The organism is Sorangium sp. So ce836, from assembly GCF_028553905.1.
Taxonomy (GTDB): domain Bacteria; phylum Myxococcota_A; class Polyangia; order Polyangiales; family Polyangiaceae; genus Sorangium; species Sorangium cellulosum_D.
Genome location: NZ_CP102233.1, coordinates 9,464,785 through 9,480,957, shown reverse-complemented (window position 1 = coordinate 9,480,957; position 16,173 = coordinate 9,464,785). Strand labels below are relative to the sequence as shown.

Sequence of the window (16,173 nt, the reverse complement as noted above, 5' to 3'; positions counted from 1 at the left end):
CACTTTGTTTCCGGATCGCTCCGCGCGCGGGCCCGCGGCCGCTGCAGCCGGGCGAGCCAGCTCCGCCGGCGCGCGAAAGCAGCGCCCCGCCGCGGCCGAGGGCGGCGGCGGGGGAGGGGACCGGCGGCGCCGGCCCAGGTCGGCGGATCAGCGGGGGCCGGCGGAGGCGGTGAGGCGGGCGGGGCCGGCGTCGACGGGCCGGATCCGGCGGTACACGAGCTTCGCGATCTCGACCGCCGGCACGATGAGCGCCGAGAGCAGGAGCAGGAGCATCCACTCGTTCGGCGACATCTCGTAGGTGCGGAAGACCGGGCGCAGCGCGGGCACGAGCAGCGCGATCAGGTGGATCGCCGCGCTGGCCGCCACCGCCACGAGGAGCGGGAGGCTGACGAGCGGCTTCGACGCGAAGAGCGAGATCACCGGGCTCCGGCAGCTCCAGGCGTGGAAGAGCGGCGACAGCGCGAGCAGCGAGAAGGCGACGGCGCGCGTGCGGAGCAGCGCCTCCTCGGTCTGCTCCGACGTGGCGTAGAGCGCCACGGCCGCGAGCCCCATGAACGCGCCGACGTACAGGATCCCGAGGTAGTCGCGCTTGACGAGCAGGCCCTCGTCGCGCGGCCGCGGCGCCTCGGACATGAGCTGCGGATCCGGCGGATCGATGCCGAGCGCGAGCGCCGGCAGGCCGTTCGTCACGAGGTTGATCCAGAGGATCATGAGCGGCGTCAGCGGGGGCCACTTGCCGAAGAACGAGACCACGAACACGGCCACGAGCAGGCCCATGTTCGACGAGAGGAGGAAGAAGATGAACTTCTGGATGTTGCGGTAGATGGCGCGCCCCTCGCGCACCGCCTCGACGATGGTCGCGAAGTTGTCGTCCGCGAGCACGAGGTCCGCCGCCTGCCGCGCCACGTCCGTGCCGCCGCGCCCCATCGCCACGCCGATGTGCGCCTCGCGGAGCGCGGGCGCGTCGTTCACGCCGTCGCCCGTCATCGCCACGATGTGGCCGTGCGCCTTGAACGCCCGCACGAGCCGGAGCTTCTGCTCCGCCGTCGTCCGGGCGAAGACGCGCAGGTGCATGATCCGCCGCGCGAGCTCCTCGTCGCTCATCGCCGCGAGCTCCGCGCCGCTGAGCGCCTCGTCGCCCTCGTCCCAGAGCCCGATCTCCTTGGCGATCGCCGTCGCGGTGAGCCGGTGGTCGCCCGTGATCATGACGGCGCGGATGCCGGCGCGGCGGCACTCGGCCACCGCCTCCTTCACCCCCTGCCGCGGCGGGTCCATCATCCCGACCAGGCCGAGGAACGTGAGCTCGCGCTCGATGTCGTCCTCGTCGTGGCTGACCCGCACGCGGCGGCAGATCGCGAGCACGCGCAGCGCGCCCTCGCTCATGCGATCGGCCTCGGCGATGATCGCGCGCCGGTCGTCGTCGGTCAGCGCCCGCACGCTCTTGTCGTCCGCGAACTTCACGCAGAGCGGCAGGAGCACGTCGACGCTCCCCTTCACGTGCGCGATCTCCCGGCCGCGCTCGTCCCGCGTGATCACCGTCATCCGCTTGCGGTCGCTGTCGAAGGGCAGCTCGTGCACGAACGCGTGCGACGGCGCCACCGACTCGCGCGACTGGCCGCCCTTCGCGGCCAGCGTGAGCAGCGCCCCCTCGGTCGGGTCGCCGACGATGTTCCAGCGGCACGTCGCCTGGTCCTCGTTCAGCGAGGCGTTGTTGCAGAGCGCGACCGTCGCGAGCAGGTAGCTGAGGGGCGCCGACAGATCGACGACCTCCGCGCCGGCCTCGTCGCGCAGCGCGCCGGCCGGGTTGTACCCCTCGCCGGTCACGGTGTAGCGGTGGCCGCCCGCGTACACGTTGCGCACGGTCATCTCGTTCTGGGTGAGCGTGCCCGTCTTGTCCGACGCGATGATCGTCGCGGCGCCGAGCGTCTCGACCGCGGGCAGCTTGCGCACGATCGCGCCGCGCTTCGCCATGCGCTGCATCCCGAGCGCGAGCGTGATCGTCGTGATCGCGGGCAGCCCCTCGGGGATGGCGGCCACGGCGAGGCTCACGCCCTCGAGCAGGAGCTCGTGCCACGGGCGCCCGCCCCGGATGAACCCCCAGCCGAGGAGCACCGCGGAGAGCGCCAGGCACACCCGCAGGATCACCGCGCCGAAGCGGTCGAGGCGCTCCTCGAGGGGCGTCTTCTGCTCGCCGACCGAGCGGATCATCTCGCCGATGCGGCCGAGCTCGGTGTTCACGCCGGTCGCGGTCACGACCGCGCGCCCCTTGCCGCGCACGACGCTCGTGCCGGTGAAGACCATCGTCACGCGGTCGCCGAGCGGCGCGTCGCGCGCGACCGGGGCGAGGGCGTCCTTCACCGCGGCCGCGCTCTCGCCCGTCAGCGCCGCCTCCTCGGTCGCGAGGCTGATCGTCTGCACGAGCCGCGCGTCGGCCGGGACGGCGTCGCCCGCCTCGAGCTCGAGGATGTCGCCGGGCGCGACGTCCTCGGCCGCGATGACCACGGTCTTGCCGCCGCGGCGCACGCGCGCGTTCGGCGCGCTGAGCTTCTGGAGCGCCTCGAGGGCCGCCTCCGCGCGCCGCTCCTGGTAATAGCCGAGGAACGCGTTCAGGATGACGATGAGCAGGATGGCGATCGCGTCGCCGAACCTGTGGAGGAAGCTCTCGTGCTTGTCGGCGGTGAAGCCGACGACCACGGCGATCGTCGCCGCGGCGAGCAGCGTGAGGACGAGCGGGTTCGCGAACTGCTCGAGGATCCGGACGAGGTCGCTCTTCTTCTTCGTCTCGGGCAGGCGGTTCTTCCCGTGCTCCGCGAGGCGCTTCTGCGCTTCGGCCTCGGAGAGGCCGCCGGACGAGCTGACGCCGACGCGCTCGAGGAAGGCGCCGACCTCTTCGGCGTGTACGGGGATGGGGGCGGCGGGGGCGGCGTTCGGTTCGGTCCGGCGGAGCGCCGTAACGGCTTGGCTCATGGGCGGGCGTGCTCTAGCGCTTCATCCGAGCTTGTTCACGTTGCTCTTCGGCCTCGAGCTCCGCGATGGCCGCCGCGAGCTCGTCCTGCTCGGCCTGGGGCATCCCGGCCGGCGCGCCGCCCGCGCCGGCGACGCGCACCTGCGGCGGCGCGGCGGCCGGCGGCGGCTCGGGCGGGAGCACGCCCATCTTCCGCTTGAGCGCGAGCAGCTCGTCGTCCGCGCCCGCCGTCGCCTCGAGCTGCCCGAACCGGTGCGCCAGCGTGTCGCCCGTGTACTGCTCGGCGATCTCCCCGGCGGCCTCCGCCTCGGCCTCGATCTGGTCGATCTTGTTCGACATCCGGTCGAACGTCTCGAAGGCGGAGGCGTTGTTGAGACCGCTCATGGTCTCCTGGATCGCCTTCTGCGCCTCGGCCCGCTTCTTCCGGGCGATGAGCACGTTCTTCTTGCGCTTCGCCTCCTCGATCTTGTTGTTGAGGAGGCGCAGGGCCGTCTTCAGCTGGTCGACCGCCTGCTTCTGCTTCTGCCACTGGTCCTTGTAGGTCGTGGCGAGCTGGTCGTGCTCCTTCTTGCGGTTCAGCGCCTCCTTGGCCAGCGCGTCGTCGCCCGCCTTGATGGCGAGCATCGCCCGGCGCTCCCACTCCGCGGCGTTGGCCGCCTCCTGCTCGGCCTGCTTCGCCAGCCGCTTCTCGTCGGCGATCGAGACGGCGACCTGCTTCTTCGCCTCGATCAGCTGGTTTGCCATGTCGATGACGACCTGGTTCAGCATCTTCTCGGGGTCCTCCGAGCGGCTGATGAGGTCGTTCAGGTTCGACTTGATGAGGGTCGCAAGGCGCGCGAAAATTCCCATAGATCAGCTCCAACTCTCGGGTAGCGCAGGGTCGAAAGGCGCGGCAGGTCAGCTCAGCGCGAGATCGTGCAGCACGGGGACGTGGCGGGCGAGCGCTAGATCGATGTCGCTCAGGATCGCCTCGAGCTCGTTCATGTCGAGGTTCTCGAGCTCCAGCGCCGCCGACAGGACGATGGTGCCGGCCTCGATCCCGTACGAAGCATGCATCAGGTCGGTCGCGTTGTACTCGAGCAGGCGGCGGAAGAGCTTGGTCTGGTGGGCGTCGTCCGCGGGCACGGAGCCGATCGAGACGCGCACCGCCACGATGGGCGGATCGATGCGGATCGCGATCGGCGGCGCGCCTGCGCCCCCCGAGATGAGGTAGGTACCGGCGTCGTTCTCGAACCGGCGATCGAGCTGCAGGAGGTAGGTTTCAACGTCCTCGGCTGTACGCGGCATGGCGCGGCGAGCCTACAGAATCATGGCGCATCGGGCTAGTGCCGCCGCCCCTCGAGTTCTCCCGGGATTCCGCGCTGCGGCGCGGGCTCGGGCCGCGCCCGCCGAAGGCGCGCCGCGCGGCCGTGGTCCTCCGAACCGCCGTGCGCGGCGCCGGCTCCCCTGGGCGCGCCGGCTGGCGCGGCGCCTCGTCCGTTTCATGCTTCCTCCGCGCGCCGCCACGCCAGCGCGCGAGCCGCCGCGCCGCCGCGGCGCCGCGCCATCGCCGCGAGCCGCCGCGCCGCGCGTCGCCACTGCCGCTCCGCTCCTCGCGCCCCCGTGCCGCCGCGGCGCCGCGAGCCGCGCCGCCGCGAGCCGCCGTGGCGCGAGCCGCGCCCCCGCTTCGCGCGCCGGACGTGATCGGTTCCGCTCGCTCCGGGAATCACCGGGTTTACCTGGACGCTCGCTTTTTTCTCACCTGTTTGGGATTGGCGGTGGTACGGTCCCGATCCAGGTTACGTGGCGATCCACCCGGGCGACGTTGTTGCTGGCTACCGAGTCACCCGCTTGCTTGGGCGGGGGGGCATGGGCGAAGTCTGGGCGGCGACACGGGAATCGGACATGCAGCAGGTGGCCATCAAGGTCCTGCTCGCGCGCGCCGCGATGAAGCCCGACCTCGTGCGGCGCTTCGACCGCGAGGCCAAGATCGCCTCGGCGATCAAGAGCCCGTACGTCTGCCAGCTGCTCGAGGTCGGCGAGACCGACGACGGCGCGCACCTGCTCGTGTTCGAGCAGCTCGACGGCGAGTCGCTCGCCGACCGGCTGAAGCGCGAGCAGTACCTGCCCTTCAGCGAGGTCGGCCCGATCATCGACGACGTGCTCCAGGGGCTCGTGGCGGCGCACGCCGCCGGCGTCATCCACCGCGACCTCAAGCCCGGCAACATCTACCTCGAGCACCTCGGCCTGCCCGACCGGCGCGAGCGCGCGAAGATCCTCGACTTCGGCATCTCCAAGATCACCCGGCGCGAGAAGGAGGAGCCGACGCTGACCGCCTTCGACGCGACGCTGGGCTCGTTCGCGTACATGGCGCCGGAGCAGGTGCGCGGCGCGGCGCGGGCCGACGAGCGGGCTGACATCTACGCGGTCGGCGCGGTGGCCTTCCGGGCCCTGTCCGGGCGGCTGCCCTTCGAGGGCGCGACGGCCGCGGTGCTCGTCGCGATGAAGCTCGACCGCCCGGCGCCGTCGCTCGCCGAGGCGACCGGCGAGAAGTGGCCGGTGGGCATCGAGCGCTTCCTCGAGCGGGCGCTCGATCGCCGGCGCGAGGGTCGCTTCAGCACCGCGGCCGAGGCGCTCGCGAGCTGGCGCGCCATCCAGCCGGCGAACATCACGCGCGCGGTGCGCCGCTCGCAGCGGAGCCGGTACCCCTCGGAGCTGCCCGACGCGTTCCTGGAGGACAACCCCACGGTCGTCGACGGCCCCCCGACGATGACCGAGAACGGCGGCTTCGTCGATGTCGGCCCGAGCTCGATGCCGCCGCCGCCGCCGAGCAGGACCGGGGGCTCGATGCCGCCGCCGCCGAGCAGGACGGGCGGCTCGATGCCGCCGCCGCCGCCGAGCAGGACGGGGGGCTCGGTGACGCCGGCGCCGCCGAGCAGGTCCGGCGCGGTGCCGCCGGCGCCGCCGAGCAGGTCCGGCGCGATGCCGCCGGCGCCGCCGAGCAGGTCCGGCGCGGTGCCGCCGGCGCCGCCGAGCAGGTCCGGCGCGATGCCGCCGGCGCCGCCGAGCAGGTCCGGCGCGGTGCCGCCGGCGCCGCCGAGCAGGTCCGGCGCGATGCCGCCGGCGCCGCCGAGCAGGTCCGGCGCGGTGCCGCCGGCGCCGCCGAGCAGGTCCGGCGCGGTGCCGCCGGCGCCGCCGAGCAGGTCCGGCGCGGTGCCGCCGGCGCCGCCGAGCAGGTCCGGCGCGGTGCCGCCGGCGCCGCCGAGCAGGACGGGGGCCGCAGAGATTCCCCGGCCGGAGGGCCCACCTTCGCGCCGCAAGACAGAGAGGCACTGAGTTGCTCGACGCCACGGTAGGCACGAAGAACAGGGTCGAGGTGCGCGGCGGGCGCATCCGCCCGACGAAGTCGTCGGCCGCTCGCGGCGGCGGCTGGCTGGAGATCGGCACCGATCCCGTCATCGTGGGCCGCAACGCGGCCTGCCAGCTGGTCCTCGACGACGCCAAGGTGAGCGCGGTGCACGCCGAGTTCGTCGCCACCGAGCAGGGCGTCCGCGTGCGCGACCTCGACAGCAGGAACGGGACGTTCGTCGGCGGCGTGCGGGTCGGCGACATCTACCTGCTCACGAGCACGAAGCTCCGGCTCGGCGAGACCGAGATCCAGTTCGAGCCGCTGCGCCCCGAGCGCATCACGGTCTCGGCGATCCCGTCGTTCGGCCCGCTCGTGGCGAGCAGCCCCGGGATGCGCGCCATCTTCGAGCGCCTCTCCAAGATGGCGCCGACCGATCTCACGGTGCTCATCACGGGCGAGACCGGGACGGGCAAGGAGCTCGTCGCCCAGGCGCTGCACCAGGCGAGCGCCCGCTCGAAGAAGCCGTTCGTGGTCGTCGACTGCGGCTCGATCCCGCCGACCCTCGCCGAGGCGACGCTCTTCGGCCACGAGCGCGGCGCGTTCACCGGGGCGGTCGACAAGCGCCTCTCGCCGTTCATCGAGGCGGACGGCGGCACGATCTTCCTCGACGAGCTCGGCGAGCTGCCGCTCGAGGTGCAGCCGAAGCTCCTCCGCGCGCTCGCCGAGCGCCGCATCAAGAGCGTCGGCGGGTCGAGCTACCGCGAGGTCGACGTGCGGGTGCTCGCGGCGACGCGCCGCGACCTCGTGCGCGCGGTCAACGCCGGCAATTTCCGGAGCGACCTCTACTTCCGCGTCGCGCAGATCAAGATCGAGCTGCCGGCGCTACGGCAGCGCGTCGAGGACATCCCGGTGCTCGTCCGCCGGATGCTGAAGGATCTCGGCGACGAGAGCGCCTACGAGCGCGTCTCGAACAGCACGCTCGAGCGGCTGATGCGGCACGACTGGCCGGGCAACGTCCGCGAGCTCAGGAACGCGGTCGCCGTCGCGTTCGCGCTCGCGGGCGAGGGCGAGGAGATCGACATCGCGGCGCACCTCGGCGCGCTCACCGAGACGCCGGTGCACGGCAACTCGTCGCCCTCGATCCACCCGGCCGGCGGCGGCGGCGCGTTCAACGGCGCGTTCGCCTCGCTGAAGGGCCGCCAGTTCCAGGAGGCGAAGCGCGACGTGCTCGCGCGGTTCGAGCGCGACTATTTCGCCGCCCTGTCCGAGGAAGCGAAGGGCAACGTGAGCGAGATGGCGCGGCGCGCGGGCATGGAGCGGGCGCACGTGCGGGCTTACCTTCGCCGCCACGGCATCGGCGCGAAGCAGGAACAGGAGTGAGCGGCGGAGCGCGGCGCGCTGTCGGCTGGCGCACCGGGTGAGCTCGGCGCGGCGTGAAGGTGCGTTGCGCGGCGCGCTACGATGATCGCTGTGTGCGTCGTACGAGGCGCGGGGGCCCACTTAGTTAGGCTGACGAACTTGTTCGTGGCCATGAGGCTCCGGCCGCGGGGAGCTGCCGCCGATGGCTGGCTGCGTGCACGGGCACGAAGCGCAGGGACGAGTTAGTTAGGCTGACGAACTTGTTCGTGCTCGTGAGGCTCCGGCCGCGGGGAGGCCCCGCGGATGGCTGGTCGTCGCACGAAGCGCCGGGGGGCCACTTAGTTAGGCTGACGAACTTGTTCGTGGCCATGAGGCTCCGGCCGCGGCGGTGCCCTGCGTCACACCGCCGCGGCCCTGTCGTCCCTGCCGGACGGCGCGCTCTCGTCGGTCTCGAACAGCCCCTCCAGCTCCTGCGCGGCCTGCCTCGCGGCCTCGATGAGCTTGGCCTCGTCGTTGTGGACCGCGTGCCCGCGGAGCAGCACCCGCTCGTCGTGGGCCCTGAACCGCTCGACGATCGCGCGGGCGTCCGGCGCGCGCGTCCCGAGGCCCTCCAGCACGCGCGCCGCCACCTCGAGCGACGACCGGAGCGTCTCCCGCTCGAGCACCTCCACCCCGATATCCATGAGCTGGTACGCGTGCTGGCGGTTGCGGGCGCGCGCGTAGATCTTGAGCTCCGGGAAGTGCCGCTTCACGAGCTCCGCCGTCTTCACCGAGGACGCGACGTCGTCGATCGCCAGCACGAAGATCTTCGCCTTGTCGGCGCGCGCCGCCCGGAGCAGGTCGAGCCGGGAGGCGTCGCCGTAATAGATCTTGTTGCCGTACTTGCGGACGAAGTCGACCTGCGTGGCGCTCGCGTCGAGCGCGGTGAAGGGGATCTTCCTCGTGCGGAGGACGCGGGAGACGATCTGGCCGAAGCGGCCGTATCCGGCGATGATGACCTTGGGGTCGCTGTCCTCGATCGCGTCGAACTCCCGCGCCGGGCCGGCCCGCCGCCATCGCTGGAGGAGCAGGTCGCCGAGCGCGATGACGAGCGGCGTGATCGCCATGGACAGGGTGACCACGACGACCAGGAGGTCGGCGAGGAGCCTGTCCATGATGCCCTGCCCCGCGGCCAGCCCGAAGAGGACGAAGGCGAACTCGCCCCCCTGCGGGAGCGCGAGCGCGAGGTCGCGCGCGGAGCCCGCGGCGTGCCCGCTCGCCCTGCCGAGGACGAACAGGACGCCGGCCTTGAGCGCCATCATGCCGAGGACGAGCCCGAGGACGAGCAGCGGCCGCTCGATGAGCAGACCGATGTTCGCCGACATGCCGACGGCGATGAAGAAGAGGCCCATGAGCAGCCCCTTGAACGGCTCGATGTCGGCCTCGAGCTCGTGGCGGTACTCCGAGTCGGCGAGCAGCACGCCCGCCATGAAGGCGCCGAGCGACATGGACAGGCCCACCTGCTCCATGAGGAGCGCCGTGCCGAGCACGACGAGCAGGGCCGCGGCGGTGAAGATCTCGTGGGCGTGGGCGGCGGCGATCGCCCGGAAGACGGGGCGCAGGAGGTAACGGCCGCCGGCGACCACGGCGAGCACCACGGCCACCGCCTTGAGCGACGAGGCGAGGGCGCCCCCTTCGGCCGGGGACCCGCCCCCCGGGCCGAGCAGGGGGAGCAGCGCGAGCAGCGGGATGACGGCGAGGTCCTGGAACAGCAGGATGGCGAACGCGGAGCGGCCGTGCTGCGCCTGCATCTGGCCCTTCTCGGCCAGGATCTGCAGCACGAACGCCGTGGACGAGAGCGAGAGCCCGAGGCCGGCGATGGCCGCCGTGTCGGCGCGATGACCGAGCGCGATGCCGATGAGCGCGATGAGCGCGCCGGTGACGGCGACCTGCGCGCCGCCGAGCCCGAACACGGCGCGCCGCAGCACCCAGAGCCGGGACGGCTGGAGCTCGAGGCCGATGAGGAAGAGGAGCAGCACCACGCCGAGCTCCGAGAAGTGGAGGATGTTCTCGACGTCCGTGACGATCCGCAGGCCCCAGGGGCCGATGAGCGCGCCCGCGACGAGGTAGCCGAGCACGGCGCCGAGGCCGAGCCGCTTGAACATCGGCACGGCGACCACGGCGGCGCCGAGAAAGACGGCGGCGTGAGAGAGCAGGCTCATGCGTCGTTGGGTCTCCTTGGGCTCCGCGTCCGGAGCGCGCGGGAGGGTGCGCCGGACGTGGCGGCGCGCCCAGCGCAAAGCAGGGAGGCCCTCGCCGCGGCCCCGTGATAAGCACGATCTGCCATGCAGATCGAGCTCATCGCCACGGCAAGCGAAGATTCCGCGTACCTGCCCCGGGTGGGGCTCGGCACCCTCGCGGCGCTCACGCCCCCCGAGGACGAGGTCATCTACACCGACGACGTCGTGCAGCCCTTCGACCTCCAGCGCGACGTCAAGGACGTCGATCTCGTCGGCATCAGCGTCGACAGCAAGACCGCGCGCCGGAGCTACGATATCGCCGCCGCTTACCGCAGGCGCGGCGTCAAGGTGGTGCTCGGGGGCATCCACCCCACGGCCTGCCCCGACGAGGCGATGCAGCACGCGGACGCCATCGTGGTCGGCGAGGCGGAGGACGCGTGGCCCGTCCTGCTCGCGGACGCGAAGCGCGGCGAGCTCAAACCGATCTACCGCCCGGAGCTGCCGAACCTGGCCGGCAAGCCCCCGCCGCGGCGCGATCTGTTCACCTCCAAGAAGTACATCCCGTTCCAGGTCGTGCAGACGATGCGCGGCTGCCCTTACCCGTGCGAGTTTTGCAGCGTGTCGACGGCGAACGGCACCACGATGCGGTTCCGTCCGACCGACGAGGTGCTGAGCGAGCTCAGGTCGCTCGGCAAGCTCATCATGTTCGCGGACGACAACGTGATGATCCACCGGGCCTACTCGAAGGAGCTGTTCACCCGGATGGTGCCGCTGAAGAAGCACTGGATAGGCCAGTGCTCGCTCGCCGCGGTCAAGCGCCTCGAGAACGTGAAGCTCATGGCCGAGAGCGGGTGCAAGGCGCTCTTCATCGGCTTCGAGAGCATCGACGAGGAGACGGTCAAGTTCACCGGCAAGCGGCAGAACCGGCCCTCGCAGTACAAGGAGACGATGGCGATGCTCCACGACCACGGCATCTCGGTCTGGGGGAGCTTCGTCTTCGGGTTCGACACGGACGATCCCGAGGTGTTCGATCGCACCGTGGAGTTCGGCATCGACATGAAGCTGACGATGGCGCTGTATGCCATCCTCACCCCGTACCCGGCGACGCAGCTGTACCGCCGCCTGAAGGCGGAGGGGCGCCTCACCGACGAGCGCTGGTGGCTGCGCCGCGACCACGACGCCGGCTCACCGTATTTCGTGCCGAAGCAGATGTCCCGGGAGCGGCTCCGGGAGGGCTGGGTGTCGGCGTGGACGAAATTCTACTCGCCGTCCTCGATATGGCGCAGGTTCACCCTGACGCGACAGTCGAGCTGGATTCAGCTGGCTGGCTTCTTTCCGCTGAATTTCATGCAGCACACGCTGGCGCACCGGAAGATCGCGGGCGGCGAGCAGCGCTTCCGGTCCGGCGTGCACATCGAGGAGACGGCCGCTCCGCCCGCGGCGCAGCCGCAGCCGCCGCAGCCGGCGAAGGCCAGGGGCGGCCGGCAGCTGCCGATCGTCGGATAGCTTCCTCCGGCGGCCGGCGCGCGTCCGTCCCGCATTCTCCGCCTGCAAGCGGCCATGCAAGGCCACAGAGCTCTCCAGGGTCGCGGTGACGCGGTGTTCCGGCGCGGCGCTCCTCGGCGTGACAGGACGCCGCGCGTCGGCGGGAGCGGCCGCAGTCGTGGCCGAGCGCCGGCGGCTCGCGATCGCCGCAGCTCGCCTGACATGTGAGCCTGTCGACGGCGTCCGGATCAGCGGCGGCGCACCATCCGCGGGCCGCGTTTTCCTGCTGCGCTACAGTAAAGTTGTCGCTTGCTGATTTTGCTACACTCGCGTGAGCTCTGGAATGCCGGGGTGGCGGGCGGGGGTGGATCCGCTCGGTCACCGCAGTGCCCTCGAATGGAGGTCTCATGGGTCGACTTCGTTTCTCGTCCTCGCTCCTCATCCTCGTGGGCGCTGCGGTGTCGAGCGCCGGCATCGCGGCTGGCTGCAGCGCGACGGGCAAGCCCAGCGCGTTCAACCCGAGCGGAAGCGGCGACACCGGGGTGGGGGCGGCCGGCGGCCTGGGCGGGGCCGGCGGCGAGGCGGGAGAGGGGAGCGGGGTCGGCGGCCTCGACGGGCTGGGCGGGCTGCTCAACACCGATGGAGGGCACGAGAGCTCCCCCGACGTGACGGTGAACCCGTGCGGGAGCGCGTGCGGCGACCAGGAGCTGTGCACCGGCGCGAACCTCGGCCTGGACGACGATTGCGACGGCGAGATCGACGAGGAGTGCCCCTGCGTCCCCGGCCAGGCGCACTCGTGCTTCCGCGGGGATCCGTCGTTCCGGAACGCCGAGGGCTGCTACCCCGGCTCCCAGCTCTGCGACGAGACCGGCACGTGGGGCCCGTGCCTCGGCGGCGTGCACGCCGACGAGGGCTGCTATTCGAACAGCTCCATCGCGTGCCACCCGATCCAGTCGCCGCCGTTCGCCAACGTCGATCTCAAGCCCGGCACGGGCATCTTCAGCGCGGATGCGGTCCCGGGCTCCGAGGTGTGGACGGTGGAGTGCCCCGAGGGCGTCGACCCGTGCCCCGGCGTGGGCGGATCGAACCCGGCGGACGATTTCAAGCCGCTGCAATCGGGCGAGTATACGGTCACGTACACGAAGCGCGTCGCGAGCGGCGAGACCCAGAGCTGCCACTACCCGCTCTTCGTCGGCGCGGGCGGCCTGCGCGTCGAGCTCCAGTGGGAGCACGACTTCGGCAACGTCGATCTCGACCTGCACCTCCACAAGCCGAACAACACGCAGCCCTGGTCGACGTCGGGCTCGCCCGCGGACTGCGGCTGGAACAACTGCACCATCGAGCACTTCGTGGGCTCCCCGGAGATCCGCTGGTTCAGCAACACCGCGACGCCGCCGGCTCCGGTGAACTGGTACCTCGACCCGGTGGAGAGCAACAACACCTGCTACTACGCGCCTCGGGGCGTCGGGGAGGAGTGGCGCGACAACGAGCGCGGCTGCCACAACCCGCGGCTCGACCTCGACAACCGGGAGTGCGATCCCACGGTGAACGACCCCGACGACCCGGATTTCTGCGCGCCGGAGAACATCAACATCGACTTCCCGCCGAAGGGCCAGTGGATGCGGATCGGCGTGCATTACTACGGTGGCCGGGTGACCAAGGATGTCCACCCGCGGATCAAGATCTTCTGCAACAGCACCCTCGGCGCCGATCTCGGGCCCACGGGTTTCTTCAGCCCCGAGCAGCCCGTCACCTTCACGCCCGCGGACTCGGGCACCAGGTTCTGGCTCGTGGCCGACGTGCTCTTCCCCGAGCCCGACGAGTGCGGTCAGGCGAACTGCATCGTCCAGCCGATCTACCGGAATGAGGACGTGAAGACGCCGCTCCTCACCACCGAGGCCTACGTCGAGTCGAACTTCGGTCCAGCCTACCCGTCGCTCCCATGACCGGCGGGCGCGCCGCGCGCCCTCCCGAGCGGCCCGATCCCGGCGAGAGCGAGGGGCTCTGTGCGGGCCTCCGAGCGAGCTCGTCCGGTCGAGTCGCCGCGGCTCGTCGAACAGCGCCTGCCTCCCTGCCCGCGCGCCGGCGCCCCGAGGCGCACTGCCGTGCTCGCCGGGCCGATGAGATCCTGTAGTGATTCACCTGATGGTGATTCGCCTGACTCGAAGGCTCGGGAAAACGCCTCTCGCTGGCTCACGTCGGTTCGTTGTCGCCGACGCCGGACCGATGCCGTGCTAGGGAGCGCTGCGCGTCGCCTGTCGAGCCCGTAACCTGGTTTTATCTCTCACCGATGAAGGCCGAGGCATCGTGGGCCGCCATCCCTGCGCGCGCAATCGCGCGCGCCCTCGGGCTGCAGCGTCTCCGCTTTGCTAAGGTACGGTGCTCTTCGCTGTGGCGCTGAGCGGCCGCGGTCTCCCTGCGGCCGCGTGTCGAGGTCCCGAGTGGAGGTCTCATGTTTCGTCTTCGTGTCCTCACCGTGTTCCCGGTCGTCATCGCAGCCGCGGCGTCGGGCGCCGGCGTCGCGGCGGGCTGCAGCGCCGAAGGCATACGGTTCGGTTTCGACGGGATGCCGGGGGGCAGTGCGAGCGCCGGCGGGGCGGCCGGCGCCGCCGGCGAGCCGGGCGGCGCCGCCGGCGAGCCGGGCGCCCAGACCGGCGGCTCCGACGGCTTCGGCGGCATGCTCAACATCGATGGAGGGGCGACCGAGGAGACGCCCGACGTGGCGGTCAACCCGTGCGGCAGCGCCTGCGGTCCAGTGGAGCTGTGCGGCGTGGATGAGCTCGGCGTGGACCACGACGGGCTCGACGACAACTGCAACGGGATGATCGACGAGACGTGCCCGTGCATCGCGGGTCAGGCGCACTCGTGCTTTCGCGGCGATCCGTCGTTCCGTCACAGCCCGGGGTGCTACCCCGGCACCCAGCTCTGCGACGAGACGGGCACGTGGGGCCCGTGCGTCGGCGGCGTGCACGCGGACGAGAACTGCCACATGAGGGACGTGACGGGGTGCCACCCGATCCAGGCGGCCCCGTTCGCGAACGTCGACCTGAAGGAGGGCACCGGCTCGTTCAGCGGGGATGCGCTCGCGGGCTCCGAGGTCTGGACCGTGGCCTGCCCGCCGGGCGTGGACCCGTGCCCCTCGGTCGGCGGCTCGGACCCGGCGGACGATTTCAAGCCCCTGCAGTCGGGCGAGTACACGGTCACGTACACGAAGCGCGTGGCGGGCGGCGAGACCGCGACCTGCGCTTACCCGCTGTTCGTCGGCGCCCGCGGCCTGCGCGTCGAGCTCGAGTGGGAGCACGATCCGTACAGCGTCGATCTGGACCTCTACCTGCACAAGCCGAACAACACCCAGCCCTGGACGATCGGCGGCTCGAGCGTCGCGTGCGGCTACGGGAACTGCACGCTCGACGGCATCGTGGAGGGCTCGTCCATCCGCTGGTTCGGCGACGACGCGGCGCCGCCCGAGCCGGTGAACTGGTATCTCGATCCGGAGGAGACCAACAACACGTGCTTCTACGCGCCCCGCGGCGTGGGGGACGCGTGGCGCTCCTACGGCCGGGGATGCCACAACCCGCGGCTCGATCTCGACAACATCGCCTGCGTGCACCGCGTCACCGACCCTGACAACCCGAACTTCTGCGCGCCGGAGAACATCAACGTCGACTTCCCGCCGGAGGACGGCTGGATGCGGGTCGCCGTGCACTACTTCGGCGGCACCGCGTCGTTCGACGTGCACCCGCGGATCAAGATCTTCTGCAACGGCGAGCTCGGGGCGGATCTCGGGCCCACCGGCTTCCACGACCCCGAGGAGCCCGTGGCGTTCCTCCCGGAGGACTCGGGCGACAGGTTCTGGCTCGTGGCCGACGTCGTGTTCCCCAAGCCCGACCCGGGGCAATGCAGCAACCCGACCTGCATCGTCCGGCCGATCTACCGGGACGAGACGATGAAGACGCCGTTCCTCTCGGACGCGCGGACCGTGGTCAGGCAGTTCGGTCCGCCTTACCCGAGCCTGCCCAGGCCCTGACGTCGCGGCCGGGGCCGGCGGCGGGCGCGCTCACGCCTCGACGCCGGCCCGCTTGAGGAACGCGAGCGCGGGGCCGAGCGCGTACGCGGGCGCCCTGCCCAGGCGCAGCTGCTCCCCGGTCGACAGGTGGAGGAGCAGCCAGCGCGGCGCGAGGCCCGGCTCGTCGACGTCGGCGTCCGAGGCCGGCGGGGTCGACACGCGGGCGATCGCGTGGATCGGAAAGGTCCGCCGGAAGCCGCGGCCTTCCTGGACGATCTCGGCCCGCTCGAAGTCGAGGCGGAACAGGCCGTGGAGCCGGCGGCGCCGGCGGACGACGAGCAGCGCCGCGGTGGCTCCTGCGGTCCACGTCCCCGCGATGAAGAGGATGGGAAAGGGCGCCGCGCGCGCGGCCACGATGCCCACGATGATCAGCGAGGCGGTCAGCGCGAACGCGGCGATGCGGCGCACGGCGAGGTCGAGGTCGTCGCCCGGGCACTCGCAGACGAGCACGGCGGGGCCGAGCGCCCGGATGGCGCCGTCGGCGTTCGAGAGCAGGACGTCTCCCTCAGGCACTGCGTTCCTCCCGATCGGGTGAGGTCGTCAATACCGCAGCCGGGCGGGGGAGGCCATCCCCCGCGCCGCGCGACGAGCACCCTCGCAGGGGGCCTACGGTGAACGCCCGGAACAACCGGGCTTCGAGGATCGATTCATGTCCTGAGCTCCGTTTCCGCCGGAGGCGATCCGCGCGAGCCAGGGATTCGCACGCGGGCGGGCGGAGGCGTCAGTCCACTAACGCTGGCGGCGCCGCGCG

Annotated in this window: 10 protein-coding genes; 5 read left to right on the top strand and 5 right to left on the bottom strand. The window is 71.8% G+C overall.

Annotated elements, in window-relative coordinates; all coding sequences use genetic code 11:
* Positions 1-147 precede the first annotated feature (147 nt).
* The 3 genes from NQZ70_RS34230 to NQZ70_RS34220 are packed head-to-tail and all read right to left on the bottom strand — an operon-like array spanning position 148 to position 4,252.
* Positions 148-2,967, bottom strand: a complete 2,820-nt coding sequence (locus NQZ70_RS34230; RefSeq protein WP_129577986.1) for a cation-translocating P-type ATPase — start codon at positions 2,965-2,967, stop codon at positions 148-150.
* A gap of 13 nt (positions 2,968-2,980) precedes the next feature.
* Positions 2,981-3,814 carry a PspA/IM30 family protein gene (locus tag NQZ70_RS34225; protein ID WP_129577985.1) on the bottom strand — a complete coding sequence of 278 codons (834 nt, stop codon included), beginning with the start codon at positions 3,812-3,814 and terminating at the stop codon, positions 2,981-2,983.
* 48 nt (positions 3,815-3,862) lie between these two features.
* The gene (locus NQZ70_RS34220) at positions 3,863-4,252 is read right to left on the bottom strand and encodes a hypothetical protein (protein ID WP_129577984.1); all 390 of its coding nucleotides are present in this window, start codon (positions 4,250-4,252) and stop codon (positions 3,863-3,865) included.
* A 495-nt stretch (positions 4,253-4,747) separates the two neighbouring features.
* Here NQZ70_RS34220 and NQZ70_RS34215 point away from each other — a divergent pair, with 495 nt between their 5' ends.
* The gene (locus NQZ70_RS34215) at positions 4,748-6,280 is read left to right on the top strand and encodes a serine/threonine protein kinase (RefSeq protein WP_257792736.1); all 1,533 of its coding nucleotides are present in this window, start codon (positions 4,748-4,750) and stop codon (positions 6,278-6,280) included.
* Between the two features lies 1 nt (position 6,281).
* The gene (locus tag NQZ70_RS34210; protein ID WP_129577982.1) at positions 6,282-7,673 is read left to right on the top strand and encodes a sigma 54-interacting transcriptional regulator; all 1,392 of its coding nucleotides are present in this window, start codon (positions 6,282-6,284) and stop codon (positions 7,671-7,673) included.
* Between the two features lie 377 nt (positions 7,674-8,050).
* On the opposite strand, the gene NQZ70_RS34205 is transcribed toward NQZ70_RS34210, so the two are convergent.
* A complete protein-coding gene (locus NQZ70_RS34205) occupies positions 8,051-9,853 on the bottom strand; it encodes a monovalent cation:proton antiporter-2 (CPA2) family protein (protein ID WP_129577981.1) in 1,803 nt (600 codons plus the stop codon).
* A 123-nt stretch (positions 9,854-9,976) separates the two neighbouring features.
* Here NQZ70_RS34205 and NQZ70_RS34200 point away from each other — a divergent pair, with 123 nt between their 5' ends.
* The 3 genes from NQZ70_RS34200 (at position 9,977) to NQZ70_RS34190 (ending at position 15,383) form a co-directional block, all read left to right on the top strand.
* On the top strand, positions 9,977-11,377 hold the full coding sequence (locus NQZ70_RS34200) for a B12-binding domain-containing radical SAM protein (protein ID WP_129577980.1): 1,401 nt from the start codon (positions 9,977-9,979) through the stop codon (positions 11,375-11,377).
* A gap of 386 nt (positions 11,378-11,763) precedes the next feature.
* Entirely contained in the window at positions 11,764-13,302 is a 1,539-nt protein-coding gene (locus NQZ70_RS34195; RefSeq protein WP_129577979.1) for a hypothetical protein, read from the top strand.
* 506 nt (positions 13,303-13,808) lie between these two features.
* A complete protein-coding gene (locus tag NQZ70_RS34190) occupies positions 13,809-15,383 on the top strand; it encodes a hypothetical protein (RefSeq protein ID WP_129577978.1) in 1,575 nt (524 codons plus the stop codon).
* 30 nt (positions 15,384-15,413) lie between these two features.
* Here the strand turns inward: NQZ70_RS34190 and NQZ70_RS34185 are convergent, their stop codons facing one another.
* A complete protein-coding gene (locus NQZ70_RS34185; RefSeq protein WP_129577977.1) occupies positions 15,414-15,935 on the bottom strand; it encodes a hypothetical protein in 522 nt (173 codons plus the stop codon).
* Between the last annotated feature and the right edge of the window lie 238 nt (positions 15,936-16,173).

Bases quoted from the DNA above. Each gene is read 5' to 3' on its own strand.
- NQZ70_RS34230 (WP_129577986.1), bottom strand. From the start codon at position 2,967: ATGAGCCAAGCCGTTACGGCGCTCCGCCGGACCGAACCGAACGCCGCC.
- NQZ70_RS34225 (WP_129577985.1), bottom strand. From the start codon at position 3,814: ATGGGAATTTTCGCGCGCCTTGCGACCCTCATCAAGTCGAACCTGAAC.
- NQZ70_RS34220 (WP_129577984.1), bottom strand. From the start codon at position 4,252: ATGCCGCGTACAGCCGAGGACGTTGAAACCTACCTCCTGCAGCTCGAT.
- NQZ70_RS34205 (WP_129577981.1), bottom strand. From the start codon at position 9,853: ATGAGCCTGCTCTCTCACGCCGCCGTCTTTCTCGGCGCCGCCGTGGTC.
- NQZ70_RS34200 (WP_129577980.1), top strand. From the start codon at position 9,977: ATGCAGATCGAGCTCATCGCCACGGCAAGCGAAGATTCCGCGTACCTG.
- NQZ70_RS34195 (WP_129577979.1), top strand. From the start codon at position 11,764: ATGGGTCGACTTCGTTTCTCGTCCTCGCTCCTCATCCTCGTGGGCGCT.
- NQZ70_RS34190 (WP_129577978.1), top strand. From the start codon at position 13,809: ATGTTTCGTCTTCGTGTCCTCACCGTGTTCCCGGTCGTCATCGCAGCC.